18 protein-coding genes are annotated in these 22,711 nt (G+C 73.6%); 10 read left to right on the top strand and 8 right to left on the bottom strand.

From position 1 onward, the window contains the following. Positions 1-239: 239 nt before the first annotated feature. The gene (locus AB0953_RS09320) at positions 240-617 is read right to left on the bottom strand and encodes an MGMT family protein (RefSeq protein ID WP_366858797.1); all 378 of its coding nucleotides are present in this window, start codon (positions 615-617) and stop codon (positions 240-242) included. 111 nt (positions 618-728) lie between these two features. Here AB0953_RS09320 and AB0953_RS09315 point away from each other — a divergent pair, with 111 nt between their 5' ends. The 6 genes from AB0953_RS09315 to AB0953_RS09290 all read left to right on the top strand — a co-directional run bounded on the left by AB0953_RS09315 (position 729) and on the right by AB0953_RS09290 (position 11,387). Then, positions 729-3,530 (top strand): lysylphosphatidylglycerol synthase transmembrane domain-containing protein, encoded by a 2,802-nt coding sequence (locus AB0953_RS09315; protein WP_366858796.1) that lies wholly within the window; start codon positions 729-731, stop codon positions 3,528-3,530. A 175-nt stretch (positions 3,531-3,705) separates the two neighbouring features. Further along, the gene (locus AB0953_RS09310) at positions 3,706-4,140 is read left to right on the top strand and encodes a hypothetical protein (RefSeq protein WP_366858795.1); all 435 of its coding nucleotides are present in this window, start codon (positions 3,706-3,708) and stop codon (positions 4,138-4,140) included. Beyond that, on the top strand, positions 4,137-4,784 hold the full coding sequence (locus tag AB0953_RS09305) for a hypothetical protein (RefSeq protein WP_366858794.1): 648 nt from the start codon (positions 4,137-4,139) through the stop codon (positions 4,782-4,784). Before AB0953_RS09310 ends, AB0953_RS09305 begins: the two co-directional genes overlap by 4 nt. Next, on the top strand, positions 4,781-9,373 hold the full coding sequence (locus tag AB0953_RS09300; RefSeq protein WP_366858793.1) for a putative T7SS-secreted protein: 4,593 nt from the start codon (positions 4,781-4,783) through the stop codon (positions 9,371-9,373). Before AB0953_RS09305 ends, AB0953_RS09300 begins: the two co-directional genes overlap by 4 nt. Continuing rightward, positions 9,373-9,735 (top strand): DUF6086 family protein, encoded by a 363-nt coding sequence (locus tag AB0953_RS09295; RefSeq protein WP_366858792.1) that lies wholly within the window; start codon positions 9,373-9,375, stop codon positions 9,733-9,735. The genes AB0953_RS09300 and AB0953_RS09295 overlap by 1 nt, the downstream gene beginning before the upstream one ends. 80 nt (positions 9,736-9,815) lie before the next feature. Beyond that, positions 9,816-11,387, top strand: coding sequence for an alpha/beta hydrolase (locus tag AB0953_RS09290; protein ID WP_366858791.1), 1,572 nt, complete (start codon positions 9,816-9,818; stop codon positions 11,385-11,387). A gap of 99 nt (positions 11,388-11,486) precedes the next feature. Here the strand turns inward: AB0953_RS09290 and moeZ are convergent, their stop codons facing one another. From moeZ to AB0953_RS09255, 7 genes are all read right to left on the bottom strand, one after another. Then, positions 11,487-12,665 (bottom strand): adenylyltransferase/sulfurtransferase MoeZ, encoded by a 1,179-nt coding sequence (gene moeZ, locus AB0953_RS09285; protein ID WP_366858790.1) that lies wholly within the window; start codon positions 12,663-12,665, stop codon positions 11,487-11,489. A gap of 63 nt (positions 12,666-12,728) precedes the next feature. Continuing rightward, the gene (locus AB0953_RS09280) at positions 12,729-13,478 is read right to left on the bottom strand and encodes a spherulation-specific family 4 protein (protein ID WP_366858789.1); all 750 of its coding nucleotides are present in this window, start codon (positions 13,476-13,478) and stop codon (positions 12,729-12,731) included. After that, complete coding sequence (locus AB0953_RS09275; RefSeq protein ID WP_366858788.1) at positions 13,466-14,515, bottom strand: NAD-dependent epimerase/dehydratase family protein; 1,050 nt, start codon at positions 14,513-14,515, stop codon at positions 13,466-13,468. The genes AB0953_RS09280 and AB0953_RS09275 overlap by 13 nt, the downstream gene beginning before the upstream one ends. Before the next feature lie 137 nt (positions 14,516-14,652). Beyond that, positions 14,653-15,561, bottom strand: a complete 909-nt coding sequence (locus tag AB0953_RS09270) for a hypothetical protein (RefSeq protein WP_366858787.1) — start codon at positions 15,559-15,561, stop codon at positions 14,653-14,655. Then, entirely contained in the window at positions 15,558-17,489 is a 1,932-nt protein-coding gene (pelF, locus tag AB0953_RS09265; RefSeq protein ID WP_366858786.1) for a GT4 family glycosyltransferase PelF, read from the bottom strand. The genes AB0953_RS09270 and pelF overlap by 4 nt, the downstream gene beginning before the upstream one ends. 254 nt (positions 17,490-17,743) lie before the next feature. Further along, on the bottom strand, positions 17,744-19,405 hold the full coding sequence (locus AB0953_RS09260) for a DUF3152 domain-containing protein (RefSeq protein ID WP_366858785.1): 1,662 nt from the start codon (positions 19,403-19,405) through the stop codon (positions 17,744-17,746). A 5-nt stretch (positions 19,406-19,410) separates the two neighbouring features. Beyond that, positions 19,411-20,403, bottom strand: coding sequence for an alpha/beta hydrolase (locus tag AB0953_RS09255; protein ID WP_366858784.1), 993 nt, complete (start codon positions 20,401-20,403; stop codon positions 19,411-19,413). 146 nt (positions 20,404-20,549) lie between these two features. On the opposite strand from AB0953_RS09255, the gene AB0953_RS09250 reads away from it, so the two are divergent. From AB0953_RS09250 to AB0953_RS09235, 4 genes are all read left to right on the top strand, one after another. Continuing rightward, entirely contained in the window at positions 20,550-20,768 is a 219-nt protein-coding gene (locus AB0953_RS09250; protein ID WP_366858783.1) for a hypothetical protein, read from the top strand. 200 nt (positions 20,769-20,968) lie between these two features. Further along, complete coding sequence (locus tag AB0953_RS09245) at positions 20,969-21,625, top strand: TetR/AcrR family transcriptional regulator (RefSeq protein WP_366858782.1); 657 nt, start codon at positions 20,969-20,971, stop codon at positions 21,623-21,625. Between the two features lie 140 nt (positions 21,626-21,765). Then, positions 21,766-21,993 (top strand): DUF3107 domain-containing protein, encoded by a 228-nt coding sequence (locus tag AB0953_RS09240; RefSeq protein WP_366858781.1) that lies wholly within the window; start codon positions 21,766-21,768, stop codon positions 21,991-21,993. A 157-nt stretch (positions 21,994-22,150) separates the two neighbouring features. After that, positions 22,151-22,450 (top strand): hypothetical protein, encoded by a 300-nt coding sequence (locus AB0953_RS09235; protein WP_361908780.1) that lies wholly within the window; start codon positions 22,151-22,153, stop codon positions 22,448-22,450. Positions 22,451-22,711: the final 261 nt, after the last annotated feature.

The following is a 22,711-nucleotide window of genomic DNA, read 5'->3' as shown; positions in this document are numbered from 1 at the left end:
GGTGCCGGTCCTGGTGGGTCTGCTGCTGCGGTGGTGCGTACGGGCGCCGGGGCCGCTGCGCGGGCGCCCCGACGGCCCCCGGCGGCGACCGCCGAAGAGGCAACGCTACGGCAAGCCGCCCGCCCCTCGCAGTTCCCCGAGGTCGGCGGCGGGACCCCGCCGCGGCCCCCGCGCGTCCCCCGTACGGGCCTTCGGCCGGGTACGGGAGCGGACGCGGCGGCGCCCGATGGACGAAGCTGTCAGATGTGACCCCCGTCGCCCCCGGCACCACCGGCTTCGCCGCCTTCGCCGGCCCCGCTGCCGTCCCAGCGGGCCCTCCGCATGTCCAGCCGGGCCTCCCCGGCGGCGGTCAGCCGCAGCGGGGTGGACTCGGCCCGGTAGTGCTCCAGCGCGCGGGGCTCGCTGCCCGGCAGGGGCCGCCCGTCGGCGCGGACCACGCGCCACCAGGGCACCGCTCCCCCGTACAGGGCCATCACGCGCCCGACCTGGCGCGGGCCGCCCTCGCCGAGCCACTCGGCGACGTCCCCGTAGGTCATCACCCGCCCGGGCGGAATCCGGTCGGCCACGTCCAGCACGCGCTCCGCGTACGCGGGCAGCTCTTCGCTCATTCCGCCCATGGTGCCGGACCGGCCGGGGCGGCCTCGCGGAGTCGTTCCCTCCGCACCGGCGCGCACCCTGCTGCCCCGCAGGCCCGCCCGTCCGTGCCACCATCTTCCGGGCGGTGACTGGTGATACGTGATCAAGAAGAGACGGATGTGACGACGAAGGAGCAGGGTGTGAGCCCTCCGGACGGCGCGACCGAGGACGACGGCACGCGGCCGGGCCCGCGCCCCGGCGAGCCGGCGGCCGAGCGCCCCGCCGAGCAGGCCGGGCGTCCGGCCGAGCTGCCCTCCGACGTGCCCTCTGACGTGCCCTCCGACGTCCCCGCCGAGCCGCCCTCCGAGCCGCCCGCCGAGCTCCCCGAGGGAGCCGTCGAGGTGGACGAGCCGCTGCTCGCCGCCCGCGTGCACCGCCCGTCCGACCTGGTCCGCCTCCTCGTCGGCATCCTCGGCATCGCCGTCGTCCTCGGCATCGCCGCCTTCGCCCACGGCACCACCGCCGGCCTGGAAGCCGACATCTCCCAGGGCACCGGCGCCGCCCCCGACCTGCTGATCAAGGTGGCCGGGCTGGTGTCGAGCATCGCCGTGCTCCTCGTCCCGGTCGCCTTCGCGATCGAGCGGCTCATCAAGCGCGACGGGCTCCGCATCGCCGACGGGGTGCTCGCCGCCGTCCTCGCGCACGGCGTCACCCTGGCCACCGACCTGTGGGTCTCGCAGGGCGCCCCCGAGACCATCCAGGACGCCCTGACCCGGACCGCGGGCGCCGGCGGGGCCCCCACGGACCCGGTGCACGGCTACCTCGCGCCGGTCATCGCGTACATGACGGCCGTCGGGATGACGCGTCGGCCGAGGTGGCGGGTGGCGCTGTGGGTGGTGCTGCTGCTGGACGCCTTCGCGATGCTGGTCAGCGGCTACACCACCCCCTTCTCGATCATCCTGACGGTGCTGATCGGCTGGAGCGTCGCGTACGGGACGCTGTACGCCGTCGGCTCGCCCAACGTCCGGCCCACCGGGCAGAACCTGCTGGCCGGGCTGCGCCGCGTCGGCTTCCAGCCGGTCAGCGCGAGGCGGGCCGAGCTCCCGGACCGCGCCGACGCCTCCGAGGCCAGCGACCGGGGCCGCCGCTACCACGTCACCCTGGAGGACGGCCCGCCGCTGGACGTGACCGTCGTCGACCGCGAGCAGCAGGCGCACGGGTTCTTCTACCGGGTCTGGCGCCGCATGACCCTGCGCGGGATCACCACCCGGCGCTCCCTGCAGTCGCTGCGGCAGGCACTGGAGCAGGAGGCGCTCCTCGCGTACGCGGCCATCGCGGCCGGGGCGAACGCGCCGAAGCTGATCGCCACCTCCGAGCTCGGCCCGGACGCCGTCATGCTCGTGTACGAGCACCTGGACGGCCGGCCGCTGGACGCCCTCGCGGACGAGGAGATCACCGACGAGCTGGCCCGCAACGCGTGGCAGCAGGTACGCGCCCTGCAGTCGCGCCGGATCGCGCACCGCCGGCTCACCGGGGACGCGCTGGTGGTGGATCGTTCCGGCACGGTGGTCCTCACGGACCTGCGCGGCGGGGAGATTGCGGCCGGCGACCTGGTGCTGCGGATGGACATCGCCCAGCTGCTGACCACGCTCGGCCTGCGGGTCGGTGCGGAGCGGGCGGTGGCCTCGGCGGTGTCGGTGCTCGGCCCCGACGCGGTGGCGGACTGCCTTCCGCTGCTCCAGCCGATCGCGCTGAGCCGCTCCACCCGGGCGACGCTGCGCCGGCTGGCCCGGGAGCGCGCCGACCGCCAGCGCGAGGCCGTACTGGAGTCCTCGCGGGCGGCGAAGGCCGCGCGGGAGGCGGCCGGGGCGAAGGCATCGGCCACCTCGGCGGCCGACCGCAAGGCAGAGAAGAAGGCCCTGGACGACGCACTGGAAGGGGCCCGGGAGGAGGACCTGCTGAGCCAGATCCGCGCCCAGGTGCTGCTGATCCGGCCACAGGCGCCGGTGGAGCCGGCCCGGCTGGAGCGGATCCGCCCGCGGACGCTGGTGTCGTTCATCGCGGGCGCGTTCGGTGCGTACTTCCTGCTGACGCAGCTGGCCCACGTGGACTTCGCGACGATCGTCGGCCAGGCGGAGTGGAGCTGGGTGGGGGCCGCGATGGCCTTCTCGGCCCTCAGCTACTGCGCGGCGGCGATGAGCCTGCTGGGCTTCGTGCCCGAGCGGGTGCCGTTCCTGCGGACCGTGGTCGCGCAGGTGGCGGGCTCGTTCGTGAAGCTGGTCGCGCCGGCCGCGGTCGGCGGTGTCGCGCTGAACACCCGCTTCCTGCAGCGGGCCGGGGTCCGGCCGGGCCTGGCCGTGGCCAGCGTCGGCGCCTCCCAGCTGTTCGGGCTGGCCAGCCACGTCCTCCTCCTGCTGCTGTTCGGCTACCTGACGGGGACGGAGAAGACCCCGGAGATGACCCCGTCCAGAACGGTCATCGCAGGCCTGCTGACCGTCGCGGTACTGGTCCTGGTGGTCACGGCGGTGCCCTTCCTCCGCAAGTTCGTGGTCACCCGGGTCCGGGCCCTGTTCGCGGGCGTGGTGCCGCGCATGCTGGACGTGCTCCAGCGGCCGCAGAAGCTGATGACCGGCATCGGCGGCATGGTGCTGCTGACCGGCTGCTTCGTGATGTGCCTGGACGCCTCGATCCGCGCCTTCGGCGGCGGCGAGGCCCTCAGCTACGCGAGCATCGCGGTGGTCTTCCTGGCCGGCAACGCCCTCGGCTCGGCGGCCCCGACCCCGGGCGGCATCGGCGCGGTGGAGACCACGCTCACCCTGGGCCTGATCGCAGCCGGCCTGGAAAAGGAGGTCGCCATCTCCGCGGTCCTGCTGTTCCGCCTGATGACCTTCTGGCTCCCCGTCCTCCCGGGCTGGATCTCCTTCAACTACCTCACCCGCAAGGAAGCCATCTAGCCCCGGCGGACGCCGCCCCGCCGCCAACCGCCGACCGAGCCCAGGAGGTCTGGCGGCTGGCTCAATATGTGCGGAGGAAAGAGGCAAAGTTGGCCTCCACGGGCACCCCAGGCAAAATCACGTTCGATTGCAAACGGTCGCGGGGGCGCGGGCCGGACAACCGAAGGGCTTTGGGGTGGGGTTCGACGACGAGTGGGGCGCCCTGCGCGCCGCAGCGGCAACACGCACCACCGATCCGGTGGCGGATCCGTACGAAACGGCGCGCACGGCGGCGCAGCAGCGCCTGACCGACCTCCGTGGGAGCACGCTCCTGATCCCGTCGGACCCGCAAGACGGTGCGTGGACCGCCCGATTCGGCGGCATGGACTGGATCTGCGCGTTCACCGACGAGGAAGCGCTGTACCGGTTCGCGGTGGCGCGGGACGAGGCAGACCGTGAGTGGCCGTTCCGCCGGGTGATCGGCGCGCGCCTGCTGGACGAGGTGCTGCCTGCCCTGGACTTCCCTTGCGGGGTGGCACTGAACGCGGCAGGCCCGGACGGCGCCGTGTACCCGCCGGTGCGCGGCATCGTGCCCGACGCAGCGGCCCTCGACGGGGAGCGTGCAGCGTGAGCGGCGGGGACGGCAAGGACCTGGACGTCTCGAAGCAGGCACTGGCGCAGATCGCGCAGGGCATCACGGACACGCTGTCCGAGCTCAAGGAACTCGGCACCGTCGGCAACGCGAGCATGGGCCGGGGCTTCTCCGACCTCGCCCTGTCGGGCGGGCAGACCGGCCATGCGGGCCTGGCCTCCACCCTGAAGTCGTTCTGCGAGCGCTGGGAATGGGGAGTGCGCGCGCTGGTCCAGCAGGGCAACGCCTTCGCCGCGAAGGTGGGTCTCGCGGCAGGACTCGTCCACGAGCAGGACCAGTACATCCAGGGCACCTTCAAGATCGCGACCAACGCGGTGATGGGCAACCCGTACGCGTCCGAGCAGGAGATCGCCGACAAGAGCTGGGGGGAAGTCCTCTCCGACAACCCCTACACCCAGTTCCGCGACGCCGACAACAGCCGCGAGTCCTTCGACCGTGCCGTCCACAACGGCAAGGACGCCTGGAAGGCCGCCATCCACGACGCGAACTCCTCCCCCCTCCTCCCGTCCACCCAGATCACCGACGCGGTCGGCCTGCGCGAGGAGAACGACGCCGTGGTCGAGGGCGTCGTCGGCCCCGCACCCCGATCCCAGCCGCAGCCGGAGGAGGGCGAGCGCCGATGACGGACTGGGGCGGCCTGGTCAACCGGGCGAAGAAGGCCGTCGGCGAGGGCATCGACAAGGCCACCGACGGCATCGGTGACGCCTTGGACGCCGTCGGCGCCCACGACGTGGCGGACGGGGTCGAGAACTGGGGCGACACCATGGCCTCCGCCTTGGGCGCCACCGTGCACGAGGGGCAACTCGGCCGAACCGAGCAGGCCGACGAACTCGTCCACGGCTCCCCGTCCGCGATCCGCGAAAGCGCGATGCACCTGAACGCCTTCAAGGCGGCGTTCGACGGTGTCGGCGCGGGCATGCGCGCCCTGGACACCGAGCACTGGAAGGGCGCCGCGGCGGACGCCTTCCGCGAGAAGTTCGCCATGCACCCGGCCGACTGGCTCCGCGCGGCGGACGCCTGCGAAACCGCCGCGAAGGCCCTGAGCGGTTACGCGGAGACTGTCGAATGGGCACAGAACAAGGCGGCGGAGGCCGTCGAGCTGTACCGGCAGGGCAAGAAGGCCACGGCCGATGCCAAGACCGCCCACGACAACGCGATGAAGACGTACGAGGCGGCCGCAGCGGGCGGCCGTGACGCCGGACCGCGGCCGACCGACCCCGGCGACGTGGGCAAAGCGGCCCGCGACCGGGCGGAGGAGGTCCTCAAGGAGGCCCGCAGCCAACGCGACACGGCCGCGCACACCGCCGAACAGGCCCTTCGGGCCGCCCTCGAACACGCCCCGGCCAAACCTCCCGCGATGGACCGCATCTGGGCCGAGCTCGTCGACTACGAAGGCGCCCAGGCCGTCGAACTCACCCACTTCGCCGGCGGCATCGCCAAGGGCACCGCCGGTCTGGCCACGTTTGCCCGCGGCCTCGATCCCGCCGACCCCTACAACCTCACGCACCGTGCCGAGTACGCGGAACATCTCAACCTGACCCTCGCGGGCCTCGTCTCCGCTGCCTCCCACCCCGAGCGCATCCCCGGCCCCCTGATCGACTCCTTCCTCCGCGACCCGAGCGAATTCGGCGGTCGCCTGGCACCCGAGCTCCTCGGCACCAAGGGCCTCCCCACCCGCACGGCCGCCCGCTTCGCGGAGGACTTGGCGCATGTGCCGAAGACGCCCAAGGTGCCGAGGGGCCCGAAGGAGCCGGAAGCGCCTTCCGCAGCAGATGAGCTGAACAAGGATCCGCACGGAACGTCCCGCGAACCGGGGGACCGGACCTGCCGGACCGACCCGGTCGATGTCGCAACGGGCCGGATGATCCTCCCGCAGACCGATCTCGTCCTCCCCGGCTCCCTGCCGCTCGTCCTCAGCCGCACCTTCGAGTCCTCCTACCGACTGGGCCGCTGGTTCGGCCCACGATGGGCTTCCACGCTCGACGAGCGGCTGGAGTTCGACGAGACGGGCATCGTCCTGGTCGGCGGGAACGGCAGCCTGCTCGGCTACCCGCACCCGGCGCCCGGCGTCGCCGTACTCCCTCGCCTGGGCCGGCGCTGGCCGCTGGAACAGCAGCCGGACGGCGGCTACACGGTCACCGACCCGGACCGGGGCCAGGTCCGCCACTTCACGGAGCACGGCGTCCTCACGCAGATCGACGACCGCAACGGCGCCTGGATCGCCTTCACGTACGACGCGGCAGGCGCTCCCACCGCCATCTCCCACAGCGGCGGCTACGAGGTCCGGCTCACGACCTCCGGCGGCCGAATAACCGGCCTGGCCCTCGCCGACGGCACGGAGGTCCTGCGCTACGGCCACACGGACGGCCACCTCACCGAAGTCACCAACTCCTGCGGCCGCCCCCTCCGCTTCGGCTACGACGAGCTGGGCCGGATCACCTCCTGGACCGACACCAACGACCGCCACTTCGCCTACGTCTACGACGACCAGGACCGCTGCACCGCCCAGTCCGGCACCAACGGCCACCTGAACGTCCGCTTCAGCTACGAGCCGGGCCGCACCACCCTCACCGACTCCCTGGGCCACAGCACGCAGTTCCTGGTCGACGACCGCAGCCGCGTCACGGCGGAGATCGACGCCACGGGCGCGGTCACCCGTTTCGAGCACGACCGCCACGACCGCCTGCTCTCGCGCACGGACCCCATGGGCCGCACCACCCGCCTCGGTTACGACGCGGACGGGCGCCTGATCACGGTGACTCGCCCGGACGGCCGCAGGACGCGGGCCGAGTACAACGCCATGGGCCTGCCCGTACTGGTGGAGCACCCGGACGGCAGGCTCGTCCGCGAGACGTACGACGAGCGGGGCAACCGCACCTCGGTGACCGACCCGTCCGGCGCCACGACGTTCTTCGCGTACGACCTGCGCGGTCACCTCGCGTCGGTGACCGATGCCCTGGGGCACACCACCCGGGTGCAGTGCGACCCGGCGGGCCAGATCGTCTCCGCGACGGATCCCCTGGGCGGGACGACCACATACGAACGCGACGCCTTCGGCCGCCCGGCTACGATCACGGACCCACTGGGCCGTTCCACCCGCCTCACCTGGAGCGTCGAAGGCCGCCTCGTGCGCCGCGTGAACCCCGACGGCACCGAGGAGGCCTGGACCTACGACGGCGAGGGCAACTGCCTGACCCACACCGACGCGGCCGGCGGCGTCACGGTCTCCGCATACGGAGACTTCGACCTGCTCACCGCCCGTACCGCCCCCGACGGCACGCGCCACACCTTCACCCACGACACGGAGCTCCGACTCACGGGGGTCACGAACCCCCAGGGCCTGACGTGGAGCTACGCGTACGACCCGGCCGGCCGCCTGGCCTCGGAAACGGACTTCGACGCCCGCACCCTCACGTACGGGTACGACGCGTCGGGCCTCCTGACGTCCCGCACCAACGCCGTCGGCGAGAGGACCGTCTACGAGCACAACCTCCTCGGCCAGACCACCCGCAAGGAAGCGGCGGGCCTGGTCACCACCTACGCGTACGACGCCTTCGACGCCCTCGCGGCGGCGTCCTCGCCCGAGGCCACGGCCACCTGGCTCCGCGACGCCGCGGGACGCCTCCTCTCGGAGACGGTGAACGGCCGCACGATCACGTACGGCTATGACGCCCTGGGCCGCCGCACCAGCCGCAGGACCCCCGCGGGCGCGGAGTCCCACTGGACGTACGACGCGGCAGGCCGGCGGACCTCCCTCACCACGGCCGGCCGCACGCTGACGTTCGAGCGCGATGCGGCGGGTCAGGAGCTGACCCGCACCCTGGGCGGCGGCGCACTCTCCCTCACCCACGAGTACGACGTGATGGGCCGCCGCACCGCCCAGTCCGTGGTCGGCCAGGACGGCCGCACCCTCCAGCGGCGCGGCTACAGCTACCGTGCCGACGGGCACCTGACCGGCATCGACGACTCCCTCACCGGCCTGCGCACCTTCACCCTGGACGCGGCGGCGCGCGTCACGGCGGTGGAGGCCGACTGCTGGTCGGAGCGCTACGCCTACGACGAGTCCGGCAACCAGACCAGCGCGTCCTGGCCCGCCACCCACCCCGGCACGGAAGCGCAGGGCGAGCGCACCTACACGGGCACCCGCATCACCCGCGCGGGCTCGATCCGCTACGAGCACGACGCGCTCGGCCGCGTGACCCTCCGCCGGAAAAGCCGCCTCTCCCGCAAGCCGGACACCTGGCGCTACGAGTGGAACGCCGAAGACCAGCTGACGGCCGTGATCACCCCGGACGGAACCCGCTGGTGCTACCGCTACGACCCGCTGGGCCGCCGCACGGCCAAGCAGCGCGTATCCCCCACGGGCGAAGTCCTCGAGGAAACCCTCTTCACCTGGGACGGCGCCACCCTCTGCGAGGAGACGAGCGGCCGGGTCACCCTGACCTGGACCCACCAGGGCCTGCACCCCCTGACCCAGACCGAACACATCGACCAATCAGAAATCGACGACCGCTTCTTCACGATCGTCACGGACCTGATCGGCACCCCCACGCAGCTCTTGGCGGAGGACGGCACCACGGCGTGGCACACCCGCAGCACCCTGTGGGGCACCACAACCTGGAACCGGGACGCAACGGCCTACACCCCGCTCCGCTTCCCAGGCCAGTACTACGACCAGGAGTCGGGCCTCCACCACAACTACTTCCGCACCTACGACCCGGAAACGGCCCGCTACCTCACCCCGGACCCCCTGGGCCTCACCCCGTCCCCCAACCCGACCACATACGTCCACAACCCCCACACCTGGTCCGACCCCTTGGGTCTGAAGTGCGAGCCCGGTGACGGCGTGACGAACCGGGAACGCCCACCCGTAAACGGAGACACCAATTATATCGTGGACAACCCAGCGGACTGGTCGGACACCATCACAGACATCGACAGGATCGAGAACGGTACATTTTGGGAGGAAAAATCTGCCACAGGCCAGAACCCCAACATGAATGTCCAGAAATGGACAGACAAGCACATCATCAAGAAGCTGGACTCATATCTCCGCGCACGCTCACACCTGGAAGGGTGGGAGCAAGCTCCGCTCGGGATCCATTTCGTGGAGCCTGGGGCGACACCAGCATTCAGAGCGGCGGTAGAGTCGGCGGTTGATTCCTGGCGCCAAGCAAACCCGGGCGTCACCGTAGAGGTGAGGTGGAGCTAGTGAGCATTTTTTTTCAGATCGACGGGGCGGATGTCTGGAACCCGTCCAATTCCGTTGCGCGACTTTTCATTGCGCAGGCGTTGACCACTGGTCGCGAACTCGGATTCGAACCAGGAATTGGCCCTGTCGTTGACGACGAATGCAATATTGACGGCCAACTATTTGCCACATTTATTTCATCGGTCATCACTCGTCATCGCGAAACCAATAACCTTCCTCTGAAGCTCCTCATCGAAGGAATCATTCCGATGGGCGTAATCATGTTGGAGCGTGCGAAAATTTTCCCCATTGAATCGAATCACACTGGCGAAGATTTTTGGCGAGAGCGTTCGGTTACAGTTTCAAAAGCAATGCCACAGTAGCGGACGTCCGTGGTGGCGCGGGATCGTCCGAATGGGCCCGTGCGGGGGCGGGGGGCGTGGGGGGCGCGGAGGATGGGGCTATGGCGAGACGTGGCGTGTGGGTGGTCGCTGTGGGGGTTGTCGGGGCCGTGGTGGCCGGGTGCTCCGGGCCGGCGGCTGCGCCGCGGGCCGGGGGGACCGAAGGGCCGCCGCCGCTGAAGTGGGGGGAGTGCGCGGCACCCGACGCGGCCCAGGGGGGCGGGCCGGCGCCGCCCAAGGACTGGCAGTGCGCCACGCTCCGCGTGCCGCTGGACTACGCCAAGCCCGAGGGGGAGACCATCCCCCTCGCGCTCATCCGGGCACGGGCCCGGGACAAGGACAAGCGGCTCGGGTCGATGGTGTTCAACTTCGGCGGCCCCGGAGGGTCCGGGATCAGCACGCTGCCCGGCGCGGCCAAGCAGTACGAGGCCCTGCGCAGCCGGTACGACCTGGTGAGCTTCGATCCGCGCGGGGTGGGCCGCAGCGCGCCCGTGCTGTGCGAGACCGACAAGGAGCTCGACCGGTATTACGCGCAGGATTCCTCGCCCGAGACGAGCCGGGAAGAGGCCGCGTTCGTCGACGGGATCCGGAAGTACCAGGCGGCCTGCAAGAAGCGGTCCGGGAAGGTGCTGCCGTATGTGGGGACCGAGAACGCGGCCCGTGACCTCGACCGGATCCGGCAGGCCCTCGGCGACAAGAAGCTGAACTACTTCGGGATCTCCTACGGCACCGAGCTGGGCGGGGTCTACGCCCACCTCTTCCCGAAGAACGTCGGGCGGGCCGTCTTCGACGCCGTGGTCGACCCGACCAAGACCTCCGAGGAAGGGTCGCTGGCCCAGGCCAAGGGGTTCCAGCTGGCGCTCGGCAACTTCGCACAGAACTGCGTGGACCGCGGTGATGACTGCCGGCTCCAGGGCGCCACCGCGAAGGAGATCGAGGACAACATCGTCGCGCTGCAGAAGCGGCTCGCGCAGAAGCCCATCGCGGGGCTCGGCGGCCGCAAGCTCACCGACTCCGCCGCCACGAACGGCATCGCCCAGGCGCTCTACTCCAAGGAGCTGTGGCCGCTGCTGGAGCAGGGGCTCGACGAGGCCGAGGGCGGGCAGGGGCAGTTGCTGATGGCGCTGTCCGACGCGCTCAACGGGCGGGACCGCTACGGCCGCTACAGCAACATCGGCGCGGCCAACACCGCCGTCAACTGCGCCGATTCCAAGGACCGGTTCACGCTGGAGCAGACCAAGGCCCGGCTGGCGCGGTTCCGGGCGGCCTCGCCCGTCTTCGGGGACTTCCTGGGGTGGGCGCTGATGAGCTGCACCGGCTGGCCGGTGCCCGGTGCCTGGCGGACGCCGGACGTGTCCGCGCCCGGCGCCGCGCCGATCCTGGTGATCGGCAACACCGGCGACCCGGCGACCCCGTACGAGGGCGCCCGCCGGATGGTCGAGCGGCTGGGCCCCGGTGTGGGCGTGGAGCTCACGTACGAGGGCCAGGGCCACGGCGCGTACAACAGCGGCGACGCGTGCGTGCAGAAGGCGGTCGACGACTACTTCCTGACGGGGAAGGTGCCCGGCCGCAACACCGTGTGCAGCGCAGGCTCCGGCGCCAGCCCCACCGCCCCGCCCGCTGCCGCCGCCTGACCGGAGGCAGCGAGCGCGCCACCGCACGGCGAAGGGCCGTACCCCGTCGCAGGTACGGCCCTTCACGTGCGCGCTCCGGAGCCTTCGGCTCCGCTGCTGCTAGTAGACCGGCTTCTCCGGCTCGACCTGGTGGACCCAGCCGATGACGCCGCCGCCGACGTGGACCGCGTCCGCGAAGCCCGCGGACTTCAGGACGGCGAGGACTTCCGCACTGCGGACACCCGTCTTGCAATGCAGGACGATGCGCTTGTCCTGCGGCAGGTCCTGCAGGGCGTTGCCCATCAGGAACTCGCCCTTGGGGATCAGCCTGGCGCCGGGAATCGAGACGATCTCGTACTCGTTCTTCTCGCGGACGTCGATGATCTCGATGTTCTCGCCCTCGTCGATCCACTCCTTGAGCTGCTTGGGAGTGATCGTCGAGCCGAGCGCCGCCTCCTGGGCCTCCTCCGACACGACGCCGCAGAAGGCCTCGTAGTCGATGAGCTCCTTGACGGTGGCGTTCGGGCCGCAGACCGCGCAGTCGGGGTCCTTGCGGACCTTGACCTGGCGGTACTGCATCTCCAGGGCGTCGTAGATCATCAGGCGGCCGACGAGCGGCTCGCCGACGCCCGCGAGCACCTTGATGGCCTCGGTGACCTGAATGGAGCCGATGGACGCGCAGAGCACGCCCAGCACGCCGCCCTCGGCGCAGCTCGGGACCATGCCCGGCGGCGGGGGCTCCGGGTAGAGGCAGCGGTAGCAGGGGCCGTACTCGGACCAGAAGACCGAGGCCTGGCCGTCGAAGCGGTAGATCGAGCCCCACACGTACGGCTTGTTCAGCAGCACGCACGCGTCGTTGACCAGGTAGCGCGTGGCGAAGTTGTCCGTGCCGTCGACGATCAGGTCGTACTGGCTGAAGATCTCCATCACGTTCTCGGCCTCGAGCCGCTCTTCGTGGAGGATCACGTTCACGTACGGGTTGATGCCCAGCACGGTGTCGCGGGCCGACTCGGCCTTGGAGCGGCCGATGTCCGACTGGCTGTGGATGATCTGGCGCTGCAGGTTCGACTCGTCGACCTCGTCGAACTCCACGATGCCCAGCGTGCCGACGCCGGCCGCGGCGAGGTACATCAGGGCGGGCGAGCCGAGGCCCCCCGCGCCCACGGCCAGCACCTTCGCGTTCTTCAGGCGCTTCTGGCCGTCCATCCCGACGTCCGGGATGATCAGGTGGCGGGAGTACCGACGGACCTCGTCAACGGTGAGCTCAGCAGCCGGCTCGACCAGGGGTGGCAGCGACACGGGGACTCCGTAGATGGGTATGCATGAACGGTGGTTCTTTCCGTAACACTGCCACGCCCTTCTTCATTCCGAGACACCCGGTCCGATGCGTGAGACGATTTCGTCCCAGTACGCGGGCATGGACGCCCACGGGTCCTGATCGCGGGCCCCGCGCCGGTCGGTGAACCAGATGGTGCCCGCCCCCTGCCAGCGGGCGATGCGCACCGCTTCCTCCAGGTGCGTGCGCGGCACGCCGTGGACGAGGTGGCAGAACCGCTCGGGCGGGTGTTCGGCGGTCCACTCCGCCACCTGCGACCAGCGGTAGTCGGTCCACGCCCCCGCGAAGGTGACCAGCTGGTCGGCGGCCTCCGCGTAGCCCTCGTACGGGTGGGTGCCGTGCCCGAGCACGATCCGCATCCCCTCGCCGAGGCCGCGCAGGCTGTCGGCGACGCGGCGCACCGCGGAGAGCTCGTCGCGCCCGGCGGGGGCCCGGTCCAGGTAGAAGCCGTCCACCCGGTACCAGTCGGCGAAGCGGTGGGCGTCGGAGAGCAGCTCCCCGAAGGACCGCGCCCCGTCCCGCATGGCGAGATGCCCGAGGACGGTGCCGCCGGCCTCCCGCAGCCGGCCGACGGCCTCGCCGCAGTGCGGGTCGGGGCGGGTGCCGGGGCCGTCCGTGACGTTGAGCACGGCCCAGTGCAGCGGGGTGCCGGGGCGGGTCAGCTCGGCCCATTCGACGGGGGCGAGCAGCGGGTGCGCGTAGCCGGGGATGCCGAGGCCGAGGCGGCCGGCCTCGGTGGCGGCGCTCGCCGCGGGCCGCGTGGTCAGATGCGGCATGCCGCCTCCATCCAGATGTCCGCGAGGGACTCCTCCAGGTTGATCCGGGGCCGCCAGCCGAGCCGGTCCCGGGCGGTGCGCACGTCGGCCTGCTGCCAGGCGCCGCAGCCGTCGGGGTAGGGGTACGGGGCCGGCGGCGGGGGCGCCGCGGCCAGCTGCTCGGCGGTGGCCTCCGAGCGCGGGGCGCCGATGGCCGACAGGGCGGAGGCCCGGCCGGGGTGGCCCGGGTGGCCGTGGCCGTGGCCGTGCTGCCCGTGCGCCTGCCGGTCTCCGGGGCCGTGGGGCAGGTCGAGCTCGTGCAGGGCCCCTCCGTACCCGGCGACCCGGGCCAGGATGGCGGCGGCGTCGCGCAGCCGGACCGCGCGGCCCGTGCCGATGTTGACCACGCCCTGGGCGGCGGAGAGCGAGGCGGCGTGCACGGCCCGCGCGACGTCCCGTACGTCCACGAAGTCCCGCTGGACACCGAGCCCGCTGAGCTTGAGCTCGCCGTCCCCGGACTGCATGGCGCGCCGCATGGCCTCGGCGAGGCGGCCGAGCGGGGAGCCGGCGGGGGTGCCGGGGCCGACGGGCGAGAAGATCCGCAGGACGACGGCGTCGAGCCCGGAGCCGAGCACGAGCTCGGTGGCGGCGAGCTTGCTCACGCCGTACGGGCCGCCCGGTCTGGGCACGGCGTCCTCGGCCGTGGACGATCCGGGCTGGCTGGGCCCGTACTCGGCGGCGCAGCCGAGCTGGACGAGCCGGGCCCCGCAGCCGCTGCGGCGCAGGGACTCGCAGATGGTGGCGACGGCGACGGTGTTGTGCCGGGTCAGCTCGCGGGCGCCGCCGCGGGTGGCGCCGGCGCAGTTGATGACGACGCCGGGGTGGACGGCGTCGAGGAACCGGGTGAGGGCCCCGGGGCTGCCGGTCGCGAGGTCGAAGCGGACGTCCGCGTCGTCGCCGCGGCCGAGCGCGGTGAGCTGGACGGCGGGGTCGGCGAGCAGCCGGTCGGCGACGTAGCGGCCGAGGTATCCGTTGGCTCCGATCAGCAGCACCCTCATCGCGCGGCCCCTTGGTCGGTTGGCTGGCCGGTCATCGTGTGTCTCCTTGGTCGACGGTTCGGGTTGAGGGATCCGGTGGTTCCGGGGGCGGTACGGGTGGCGGTGCGGCGCTTGGTGTCGAGCGGGCGGTGCGCCGCTCAGGGCCGGGCGTGCGCGGAGGCGCGGGCCAGCACGGGGACGGCGAGGACGAGGAGCCCGGCCGCGGCGGCGGCCGCGGCCGGGGCGGCCGGGACCAGGGCGAGGGCCAGGGCGGCGGCGAGGGGCCGGCGCGGGGCGCCGTGGCCGAGGAGCAGCCGGGCAAGGAAGAGCAGCACGGCGAGCGGCACCGCGACGGGGAGCGGGGCCCCGGTGAGCAGGGCGGCCCCCGCGGCGGCCGCGGTGAAGGCGGCGACGCAGCCCAGGAGCAGCGGCCGGGCGCCGTCGGCGAAGTCCTCCAGGGCGCGGCTCGCGGCGAGCCGGCGCCGGGCGCGGGCGGCGAAGGCGGCGGAGGCCAGGTGGGCGGGGGCGGCGGCCAGGGCGAGGCACACCCCGAGGGCGGCGCCGTGGCGGTGGACGGCCCAGCCGGCGACGGCCGCGGCGAGCAGGTAGACGGCGGCCGCGGCGGCCCGGCCGTGGGCCTCCCGCGGACCCGCTCCCGGCCGGACCGGTGCGGCGACGGCCGCGAGGGCGGCGAGAGCGGCGAGGGGCCCGGCGTACGGGACCCCGGCGGCGGCCGCCGCGAGGGCGACGGCGCCGGGCAGCAGGGAGTAGCCGAAGCCGCGTAACGCCCGGGCGTCGGCCCGGCCGCCGGCGGCGGGGACGGCCGGCTCGTCCCCGCGGGGGGTGCGGGCGTAGAGCTCCTCGGCCAGGGAGAAGACGTCCCGGTGCCGGAAACGGGCGGCGGTGCGGTCGGTGATCCCGTGGGCCTCCAGCCCGGCGGCGATCTCCAGCGGGTCCACGGCCTGCTCGCACAGCACCCGGTGCCGGTGCAGCAGCGCCTTGACGGGATCCCCGCCGGCCCGCCGCCGGGGCCCCGCCGCGAGCGGTACGGCTTCGTCGAGGGTCATACGGTCGCCTCCGTGATCGGGACTGCGACCGGGGTCGGGGTCGCAGCGGGCGTCTCGCCGGCGGTCGGGGCGGGGGCCGGGCCCGGGACCGGCAGCGGGGCGCCGGTCGCCCCCGCGGCCGGGCCGCGGCCGGCGGCGGCCCGTGCAGCGCCACGGGCGCCGTCGCCGAGGACACCCGCACAGGCGTCACCGAAGGGGCCCGCCAAGGCGTCCCCGAAGCCACCCCCGCCGGCGTCACCGAAGGGATCACCGCCGGCCTCACCGAACGGGTCCCCGCCGACGTCGCCGAAGGGATCCCCGGAGGCGTCGCCCGAGCCGTCCGCGGCGGCGTCGCCGACGGCGTCCTCGGGACCGCCCGCCGCCGGATCCGGGGCCGGGGTCCAGGTCGGGCTGGTCCAGTGGCCCGGGACGCGGGCCTCCGGCGGGTGGTCGAAGGGGACCGCGGCCCCCGGCCGGGCCGGGCCGCGGGCCAGCAGGTGGAGGTAGATCTCCCGGAAGGCGGCCACGTTCTGCTCCACGGTGAACAGTTCCAGGGCCCGCGCCCGGGCGGCGGCGCCGAGCCGCTGGGCCCGTTCGGGGTCCCTCAGCAGCGCCAGGCAGGCGTCGGCCAGGGCGCGCGGGTTGCGGGGCGGGACGACGAGGCCGGTGCCGCCGATGACCTCGCACACCGCGCCGACGTCGGTGGACACGGTGGCCCGGCCGCAGAACATGGCCTCGGCCAGGGTGATCGGGAAGCCCTCGATGACGGAGGACAGCACGACCACGCGCCCGCAGCCGTACGCGTCGGCCGCCGACGGGGCGTCGGGCCCGCCGATCTCCTCGAAGGTGACCGGGTTCTCCCCCACCGTGACCGCGTCGGCGGCCTCGTCGGGGAAGAGCTGCGCGGCGAGCGAGCGGCAGTCGGCGAGGTAGCCGGGCACGGCCGCGGTGGCGAAGATCCGCAGCCGGGTGCCGGGTGCGGCCCGCCGGACGTCGGCGAAGGCGTGCAGCAGGGCGATCAGGTCCTTGGCGGGTTCGATCCGCCCGACCCACACCAGGGTGCCCGGGTCGCCGCAGGCGGGGTCCTCGCCGACGGTGGCGAATCGGTCCGCCTCCATCCCGGGGTACACCGTGCGCAGCCGGTCCCGGGTGGCCCCGCACCGCTCCTGCCAGCGGCGGGCGTGCGCGTTGCCGGGGGTGAGCAGGTCGGCCCGGGCGTAGATCTCGCAGGCGAGCCGTTCGTGGAAGGCCGCGAGGAGGGCGCGGACGGCGGGCCGGGCGTCCCCGGACCGCTCGAGGTAGTGGGCGCGCAGCCGCACCCCGTACTCCGTGACCAGCAGCGGCACCCCGAAGAAGCGTTTGGCCAGGAGCCCGGCGAGGGCGGCGACCCCGCCGGCGGTGGCGTGGCAGACGTCCACCTCGCGCAGGTCCTCGTACCAGTCGAGGGACAGCGGCCGCAGCAGCCGCTCCAGGGCGTCGACGAACTCCAGCAGGTCCGGGACCTGCACGCGCTGTACGGAGCGGCGCGCGCCGGGGGCCCGGCAGGCGGACTCCACGGCCCGCACGGCGGTCTCGGAGCGCAGGGCCGCGTACAGCCCGCCCTGGTCCCGGGCGAGTTCGGCGAGGCCGTAGAGCCCGGCGGCGAAGGCGTCGGCGTCGCCGGCGCAGATGCCGCGGACGAGCTCCTTGAAGGCGTCGGCGAACCGCCGGCGCTCGCGGCGCGCATAGCTGCGCCCGTCGTCGGCGGGGGCCCACAGCGGCGCGGTCCAGACGCGGGTGACGTGCTCGGGGAGCACGACCCGGCCGCGTTCCTCCTGCTCGGCGCTGCGGCTCAGCGCGTACAGCTCGAACTCGTGCTGCGGCAGCCCGCGCACGAGGCGGTCGCACCAGAGCCTGGCCTCTCCCGTCGCATACGGATAACCACCTTCGGTGAGCAGTCCGATCCGCACGAGTGGCACCCCCGATCTCCCGTCGAGGCGGCCGCCGTAGTCCGGTGACCGCCGCGGGAGAACTCAAGCGGATGTGCCGGTGGCGCGGCGGACGGTTGTCCGTCGCGCCACCGGAAGGGGTGAAGAGTCGTAACTTTCCCGTACGGTTCGCGTTCGAGCGCGCTAGCCGGGGGCGGCCGGGGCAGGGGCCTCGGCAGGCCCCGCTGCAGGGGCCTGCGGCCGGGGCGTGCGGGGCGCCTTGCGCCTTTCGGACGTCAGTTGCCGGGGAAGACCCACGGGTTCGGCTTGCACTGGATGCCGCCGATGTCGAGGGACTTCGTCTGCTGCTGCATGATCGGCGCGAGGGCCCCCGGGGTCTGGCAGTTCACGTGCCCGTTGCCGAGCCGGTGGCCGACCTCGTGGTTGATGAGCATCTGGCGGTACGCGAACATCTGGTCCGGGCCGTACGTCGGCGAGCCCTGCGCCCAGCGGAACGCGTTGATCATCACGCGCTCGGTGGACGCCGAGTCGCAGGAGACGTTGTCGATGGTGGTGTCCAGCCCGGACTTGGCGCACCACACGCCGGTGGTCCCGGGGCTGGCCAGGGTGATGACGAAGTCGGCCTCGCCGCCCGGCACCCGCTCGAACGTCCTGGTGCCGCCGTGGCCCCAGCTGCGGTCGTCGTTGAGGGTGCGGTGGACGGCTTCGGCGAACAGCTGCGGGTCCAGGCCGAGCCCCTGCTCGACGTCGACCCGGTAGCGGACCACCTTGCCCTTGCCCGGCGCGGGGGCCAGGCCGGGCACGGTGTCGAAGGTGCCGGGCCCCTTGAGCTTCTCGTCGATCGGGAGCTGCGCGGCCATCTTCTGCTCGTACGACAGCTCCGGCGCGGCCGCGGCCGCGGCCGGGGGCTGGGGGGTGGGCCGGCCGTCGGAGCGGGAGGCGGCGGACTGGCCGGGCAGGGCGCGGTCGGGGTGTCCGCCGGCGGCGCGCGGAGCGGGATTCTTGCCGTCGCTCTCGGTGAACACCTGCCCGGCGGCGACGACGGCGATGACGACGGTGACGGCCGCGGCGGCCATCCCGGTGTAAGCGAGGACCTTCCGCCGGCGGCCGGAGCCGGACGTGGCCGCTCCGGGCGCACCGGCAGCCGACTCGCGGGGGCCGGGCACGCGGCGGTGCGAGCCGGTGGAGGTCAGGGGGTCCCGGTCGGGCGCGGGGGCGGCGGCCGGGGCGGGCGCCGCGGCAGAGGCGGCGGGCGCGGGCAGGGTGACCTGCGGGAAGCCGGCGGCGGGGGTGCCGAAGGCCGGGGTGTCGGTGTCGAGCACGGCCGCGGCGGCCGGGCGGGGGCTGCGCGGGACGCCGCGCCAGTCGCCGTAGACCGCTCCGGTGGCGGAGCCGGGGGCGGGGCGCGCGGCGGGACCGCCGGCGGCCGGGCCGCTGCCCCAGGCGCCGCCGGGTTCGCGCTGCTCGGGATGGCCGCCGAGGCGCGCACCGGTCCCGGGCGCGGCGGGCGGCGCGTATCCCTGGGCGGAGCCGGGGGTTTCGGCCCGCCGCCGCCCGCGCGGTCCGGCGTACAGGGGTGCGTTGCCGTACGGAAGCCCGCCGCCGACGGCGGGGGACGCGGGCCGCTCGCGGGCCGACAGGTCGTCAGGGGCGCCGGCGTGCCCGTGCGCAGGGGCCGCCTCGTGGGCCGAGGGGTCGCCCTGGGCCGCGGTCCACTCGTACGCCGACGGGTCGGCAGCGGTGGCGGGCTGCGCGGGGGCCGGGGCAGCCCCGTACGCCGGGCGTTCTCCGTACGGCTCCCCGTACGGCTGGGATTCCCCGTACTGCTCGTGGGCCGGGCGCCCGCCGTACGCTGCGGGCGCCTGCGGAGCGGGCTGCGGCGCCGGCCGGGCGGGCGCGGGGGCAGGGGCGGGGCCCTTGCGGCTATGTCGTCCCACGGTCGTCAGCCTCTGCCGTCTTCGGTGTTGCGGTCGGTCTCCCGTGCGGTGTCGCGCAGCAGTTCCCTGAACGCGCCGGCGACCACCTCGGGGTACTCCATCATCGCCACGTGCCCGGCCTCGGGCAGGCTCAGCAGCCGCGAGCCCCTGAAGGCCGCGGCCGCCTTGCGCGCCATACGGTACGAGACGAGTTGGTCCCGGCCACCGTAGACCAGCAGGGTCGGCGCGAGCACGCGCTGCGCCTGGCGCCACAGTCCGTGTTGCCCGCCGAGGGTGTAGGCGTCGACGATCCCGCGGGTCGAGCGGCTCATCGCCTCCCAGAAGTACGGAAGGGCCGCGCGCCGCTCCATCTCCTCCACGGCGCCGGCGAGCTCCTCCGGTGTCACCCGGGAGGGGTCTCCGTAGCAGAGCTCCATCACCCCGCGGGTGCGCTGCTCGGCGGTGAGGCCCCGGGTCAGCCGGCCGAACAGGCCGACCATGCCGGGGAGCGCCAGGAGCACGGTCGGCACGACCGCCCGCTGCACGCGCAGCTCCGGCAGCGCGGGCGAGACCAGCGTCAGGGTGCGCACGAGGTCGGGGCGGACGGCGGCGACGCGGGTGGTGACGGCGCCGCCGAGGGAGTTGCCGAAGAGGTGGACGGGGCCGCGGCCGGCGGCGTCGAGGTGGCGGATGACCGCGCGGGCCATGGCCCGGACCGAGTAGTCCCGGTCGGCGGGGGGCGGGGACCAGCCGAAGCCGGGCAGGTCCAGGGCCTCGCCGTCGACGCTGTCCTCCAGCTGCCGCATCAGGCTCGACCAGTTGGTGGAGGAGCCGCCGAGCCCGTGCACGTACAGCGCGGGCGGCAGTCCCGCCCGGGTTCCGGGGCGGGCCCGCACGGCCAGTTCCAGGCCGGGCAGCACGACGGTGCGCAGCTGCTCCCCCTCGGCCACCCGGGCGGTTCCCGCCCGGACGGAAGGCTCGGCGGCGGACCGCACACCCGGCAGCTCGGTCGAAGACATGGGGGCAATGTTACGAGACGATCACGTCCGGACTCTTGTGTTCGGCATCACAGGTCGGGCGGGATCCGCATAGCGGCGCACCCGCGATCCTCCTAGGCTCATAGGTGAGGCAGGACCACGAGGGGTGAGGGAAGAAGGGGAGCGAGATGAGTGTCGACCCCGCAGAGCCGGAAACCTTCCGGGGCCGGATCCGGGAGGCCCTGGACGACGAGGCGCCCGAGGCGGATGCGGCGGAGCAGCTGGCCGAGCTCCGGCCCGATGACGACGACGAGCGCGTCACCGGGGTGGACCGGGACGAGGCGACGGACGGGGACGCCGTGGAGCAGGCGCGGGTGGTGCCCCTGGACGAGGACGAGTACCGCTGACGGCGGCGGCCCGGGACACCGCCCGGCGTCTACCGTCCGGTAACCCCGCCCGAGCGGCCCCGAGCGGCGCTGACCAGCACGTCCTGGTGGTCCGTAGAGCGAGAAAACTCGGCTTGAACCCTACAGATTCGGTTACCGAAAAGTACGATGGCGGGCGCGGCGCAGAGCGCACTGTGTTCAGAGAGAAAGTGGGAGGCGGCGTGACAGCCATCGAGCAGACGGAGGCAGCGCGTCCCCGGGGCACGCGCCTGCCGCGCCGAGCCCGACGCAACCAGCTGCTGGGCGCGGCCCAGGAGGTGTTCGTCGCGCAGGGGTACCACGCGGCGGCGATGGACGACATCGCGGAGCGGGCCGGAGTCAGCAAGCCGGTGCTGTACCAGCACTTCCCCGGCAAGCTCGACCTGTACCTGGCGCTGCTGGACCAGCACTGCGAGAACCTGCTGCAGTCGGTGCGCGGGGCGCTGGAGTCCACGACGGACAACAAGCTGCGCGTGGCGGCGACGATGGACGCCTACTTCGCGTACGTGGAGGACGAGGGCGGGGCGTTCCGGCTGGTCTTCGAGTCCGACCTGACCAACGAGCCGGCGGTGCGCGAGCGCGTCGACCGTGTCTCGCTGCAGTGCGCCGAGGCCATCTCCGACGTGATCGCGGAGGACACCGGCCTGTCGAAGGACGAGTCGATGCTGCTGGCCGTCGGCCTCGGCGGCGTGTCGCAGGTCGTGGCCCGGTACTGGCTGTCCAGTGAGAGCCCGGTGGCCCGCGACAAGGCGGTGGGACTGCTGACCTCGCTGGCCTGGCGCGGCATCGCGGGCTTCCCGCTGCACGGCGCCGACGGGGCCGGGGCCGGCCAGGCCTGAGCCGCGACCCCGCCGGGCGGGGGGCCGGTGTTCGCTGCGAGCGTGCCGCAGCGCCGCGTCCGCGTCCCCTCCGGCGGGCTAATGTGGCCGGTGTACGGCGCGACTGATCGCGCACAACGGACCGTCGGAGGGACAAAGCCGTGGAGGTCAAGATCGGCGTGCAGCACGCACCCCGGGAGATCGTGCTGGAGAGCGACTTGAGCGCCGATGAGCTCGAGCGCATCGTCTCCGCCGCGCTGACGGGTTCGGAGCCGCTGCTGAGCCTCACCGACACCAAGGGCCGCCGGGTCCTGGTGCCGTCCGACCGCCTGTCGTACGTCGACCTGGGCGAGCCGGCCGCGCGGAAGGTCGGCTTCGGCCAGCTCTGACGCATCGCGCGCCACCGCGCCGCGGCCCGTGCCGGCGGCCGGAAGAAGCGGGTGGAACGGCCCGGCGGATGATTCCGCCGGGCCGTTTCCGTGTCTTCCGCTTCGGGTAGGACGGCAGTGACCCGGTTCGCCCCCTGACCTGCGGGAGGCACTCATGGTGCTGATGGAAGCGCTCGGCTCCGCCCTGCTGGGCCTGGCCCTGGCGGCCCTGGCCGCGCGCCTGCTCGCCAGGCGGCTGCCGTCCGCGCGGGTGGTGCTCCTCAGCGGCGTGCTGGGCGCCCTCTTCGGTGCATACCTCACGCAGTACGCGCTCGGCCCGGGGCACAACACCCTGACCGCGACGCTGGTCGGCTCGGTGCTGGTGGCGGCGGTGGTCCTGTCGCTGCTGCTGCGGCCGGGTACCGAGGGCCGCAGGCCGTCCCCGCGGGCGTCGTTTTCGCTCCCGTCGCGCGGCTGACCGGCCGCCGCCGGACGAGGAGCCGCCGCCCGGTGCAGCCGGGCCCGCCGAACCGCCCGGACCTTCCGGACCTTCCAGACCTTCCGGACCTTCGGGAACCGGACCCCCCGACGACTGAACGCACCCCGGCCCCGGAGCGCTCCTCGCGCTCCGGGGCCGGGGTGTGTCGGTCCGTCAGGCCGTCACGGCGTCAGGACGGCGGCCCGTCAGGACGCGGAAGGCAGAAGCAGAACGCACCGCGCAGAGCAAAGCGCAGCGCGC

This window comes from Streptomyces sp. NPDC046866 (assembly GCF_040704625.1).
Classification (GTDB): domain Bacteria; phylum Actinomycetota; class Actinomycetes; order Streptomycetales; family Streptomycetaceae; genus Streptomyces.
The sequence above is the reverse complement of the archived record's forward strand: the minus strand, read 5'-3'. Positions and strand labels throughout refer to the sequence as shown.

Excerpts from the sequence above, each read along its gene's own strand:
- AB0953_RS09300 (WP_366858793.1), top strand. The coding sequence starts at position 4,781 with ATGACGGACTGGGGCGGCCTGGTCAACCGGGCGAAGAAGGCCGTCGGC.
- AB0953_RS09255 (WP_366858784.1), bottom strand. The coding sequence starts at position 20,403 with ATGTCTTCGACCGAGCTGCCGGGTGTGCGGTCCGCCGCCGAGCCTTCC.
- AB0953_RS09290 (WP_366858791.1), top strand. The coding sequence starts at position 9,816 with ATGGCGAGACGTGGCGTGTGGGTGGTCGCTGTGGGGGTTGTCGGGGCC.
- AB0953_RS09275 (WP_366858788.1), bottom strand. The coding sequence starts at position 14,515 with ATGAGGGTGCTGCTGATCGGAGCCAACGGATACCTCGGCCGCTACGTC.
- AB0953_RS09270 (WP_366858787.1), bottom strand. The coding sequence starts at position 15,561 with ATGACCCTCGACGAAGCCGTACCGCTCGCGGCGGGGCCCCGGCGGCGG.
- AB0953_RS09320 (WP_366858797.1), bottom strand. The coding sequence starts at position 617 with ATGGGCGGAATGAGCGAAGAGCTGCCCGCGTACGCGGAGCGCGTGCTG.
- AB0953_RS09280 (WP_366858789.1), bottom strand. The coding sequence starts at position 13,478 with ATGCCGCATCTGACCACGCGGCCCGCGGCGAGCGCCGCCACCGAGGCC.
- AB0953_RS09250 (WP_366858783.1), top strand. The coding sequence starts at position 20,550 with ATGAGTGTCGACCCCGCAGAGCCGGAAACCTTCCGGGGCCGGATCCGG.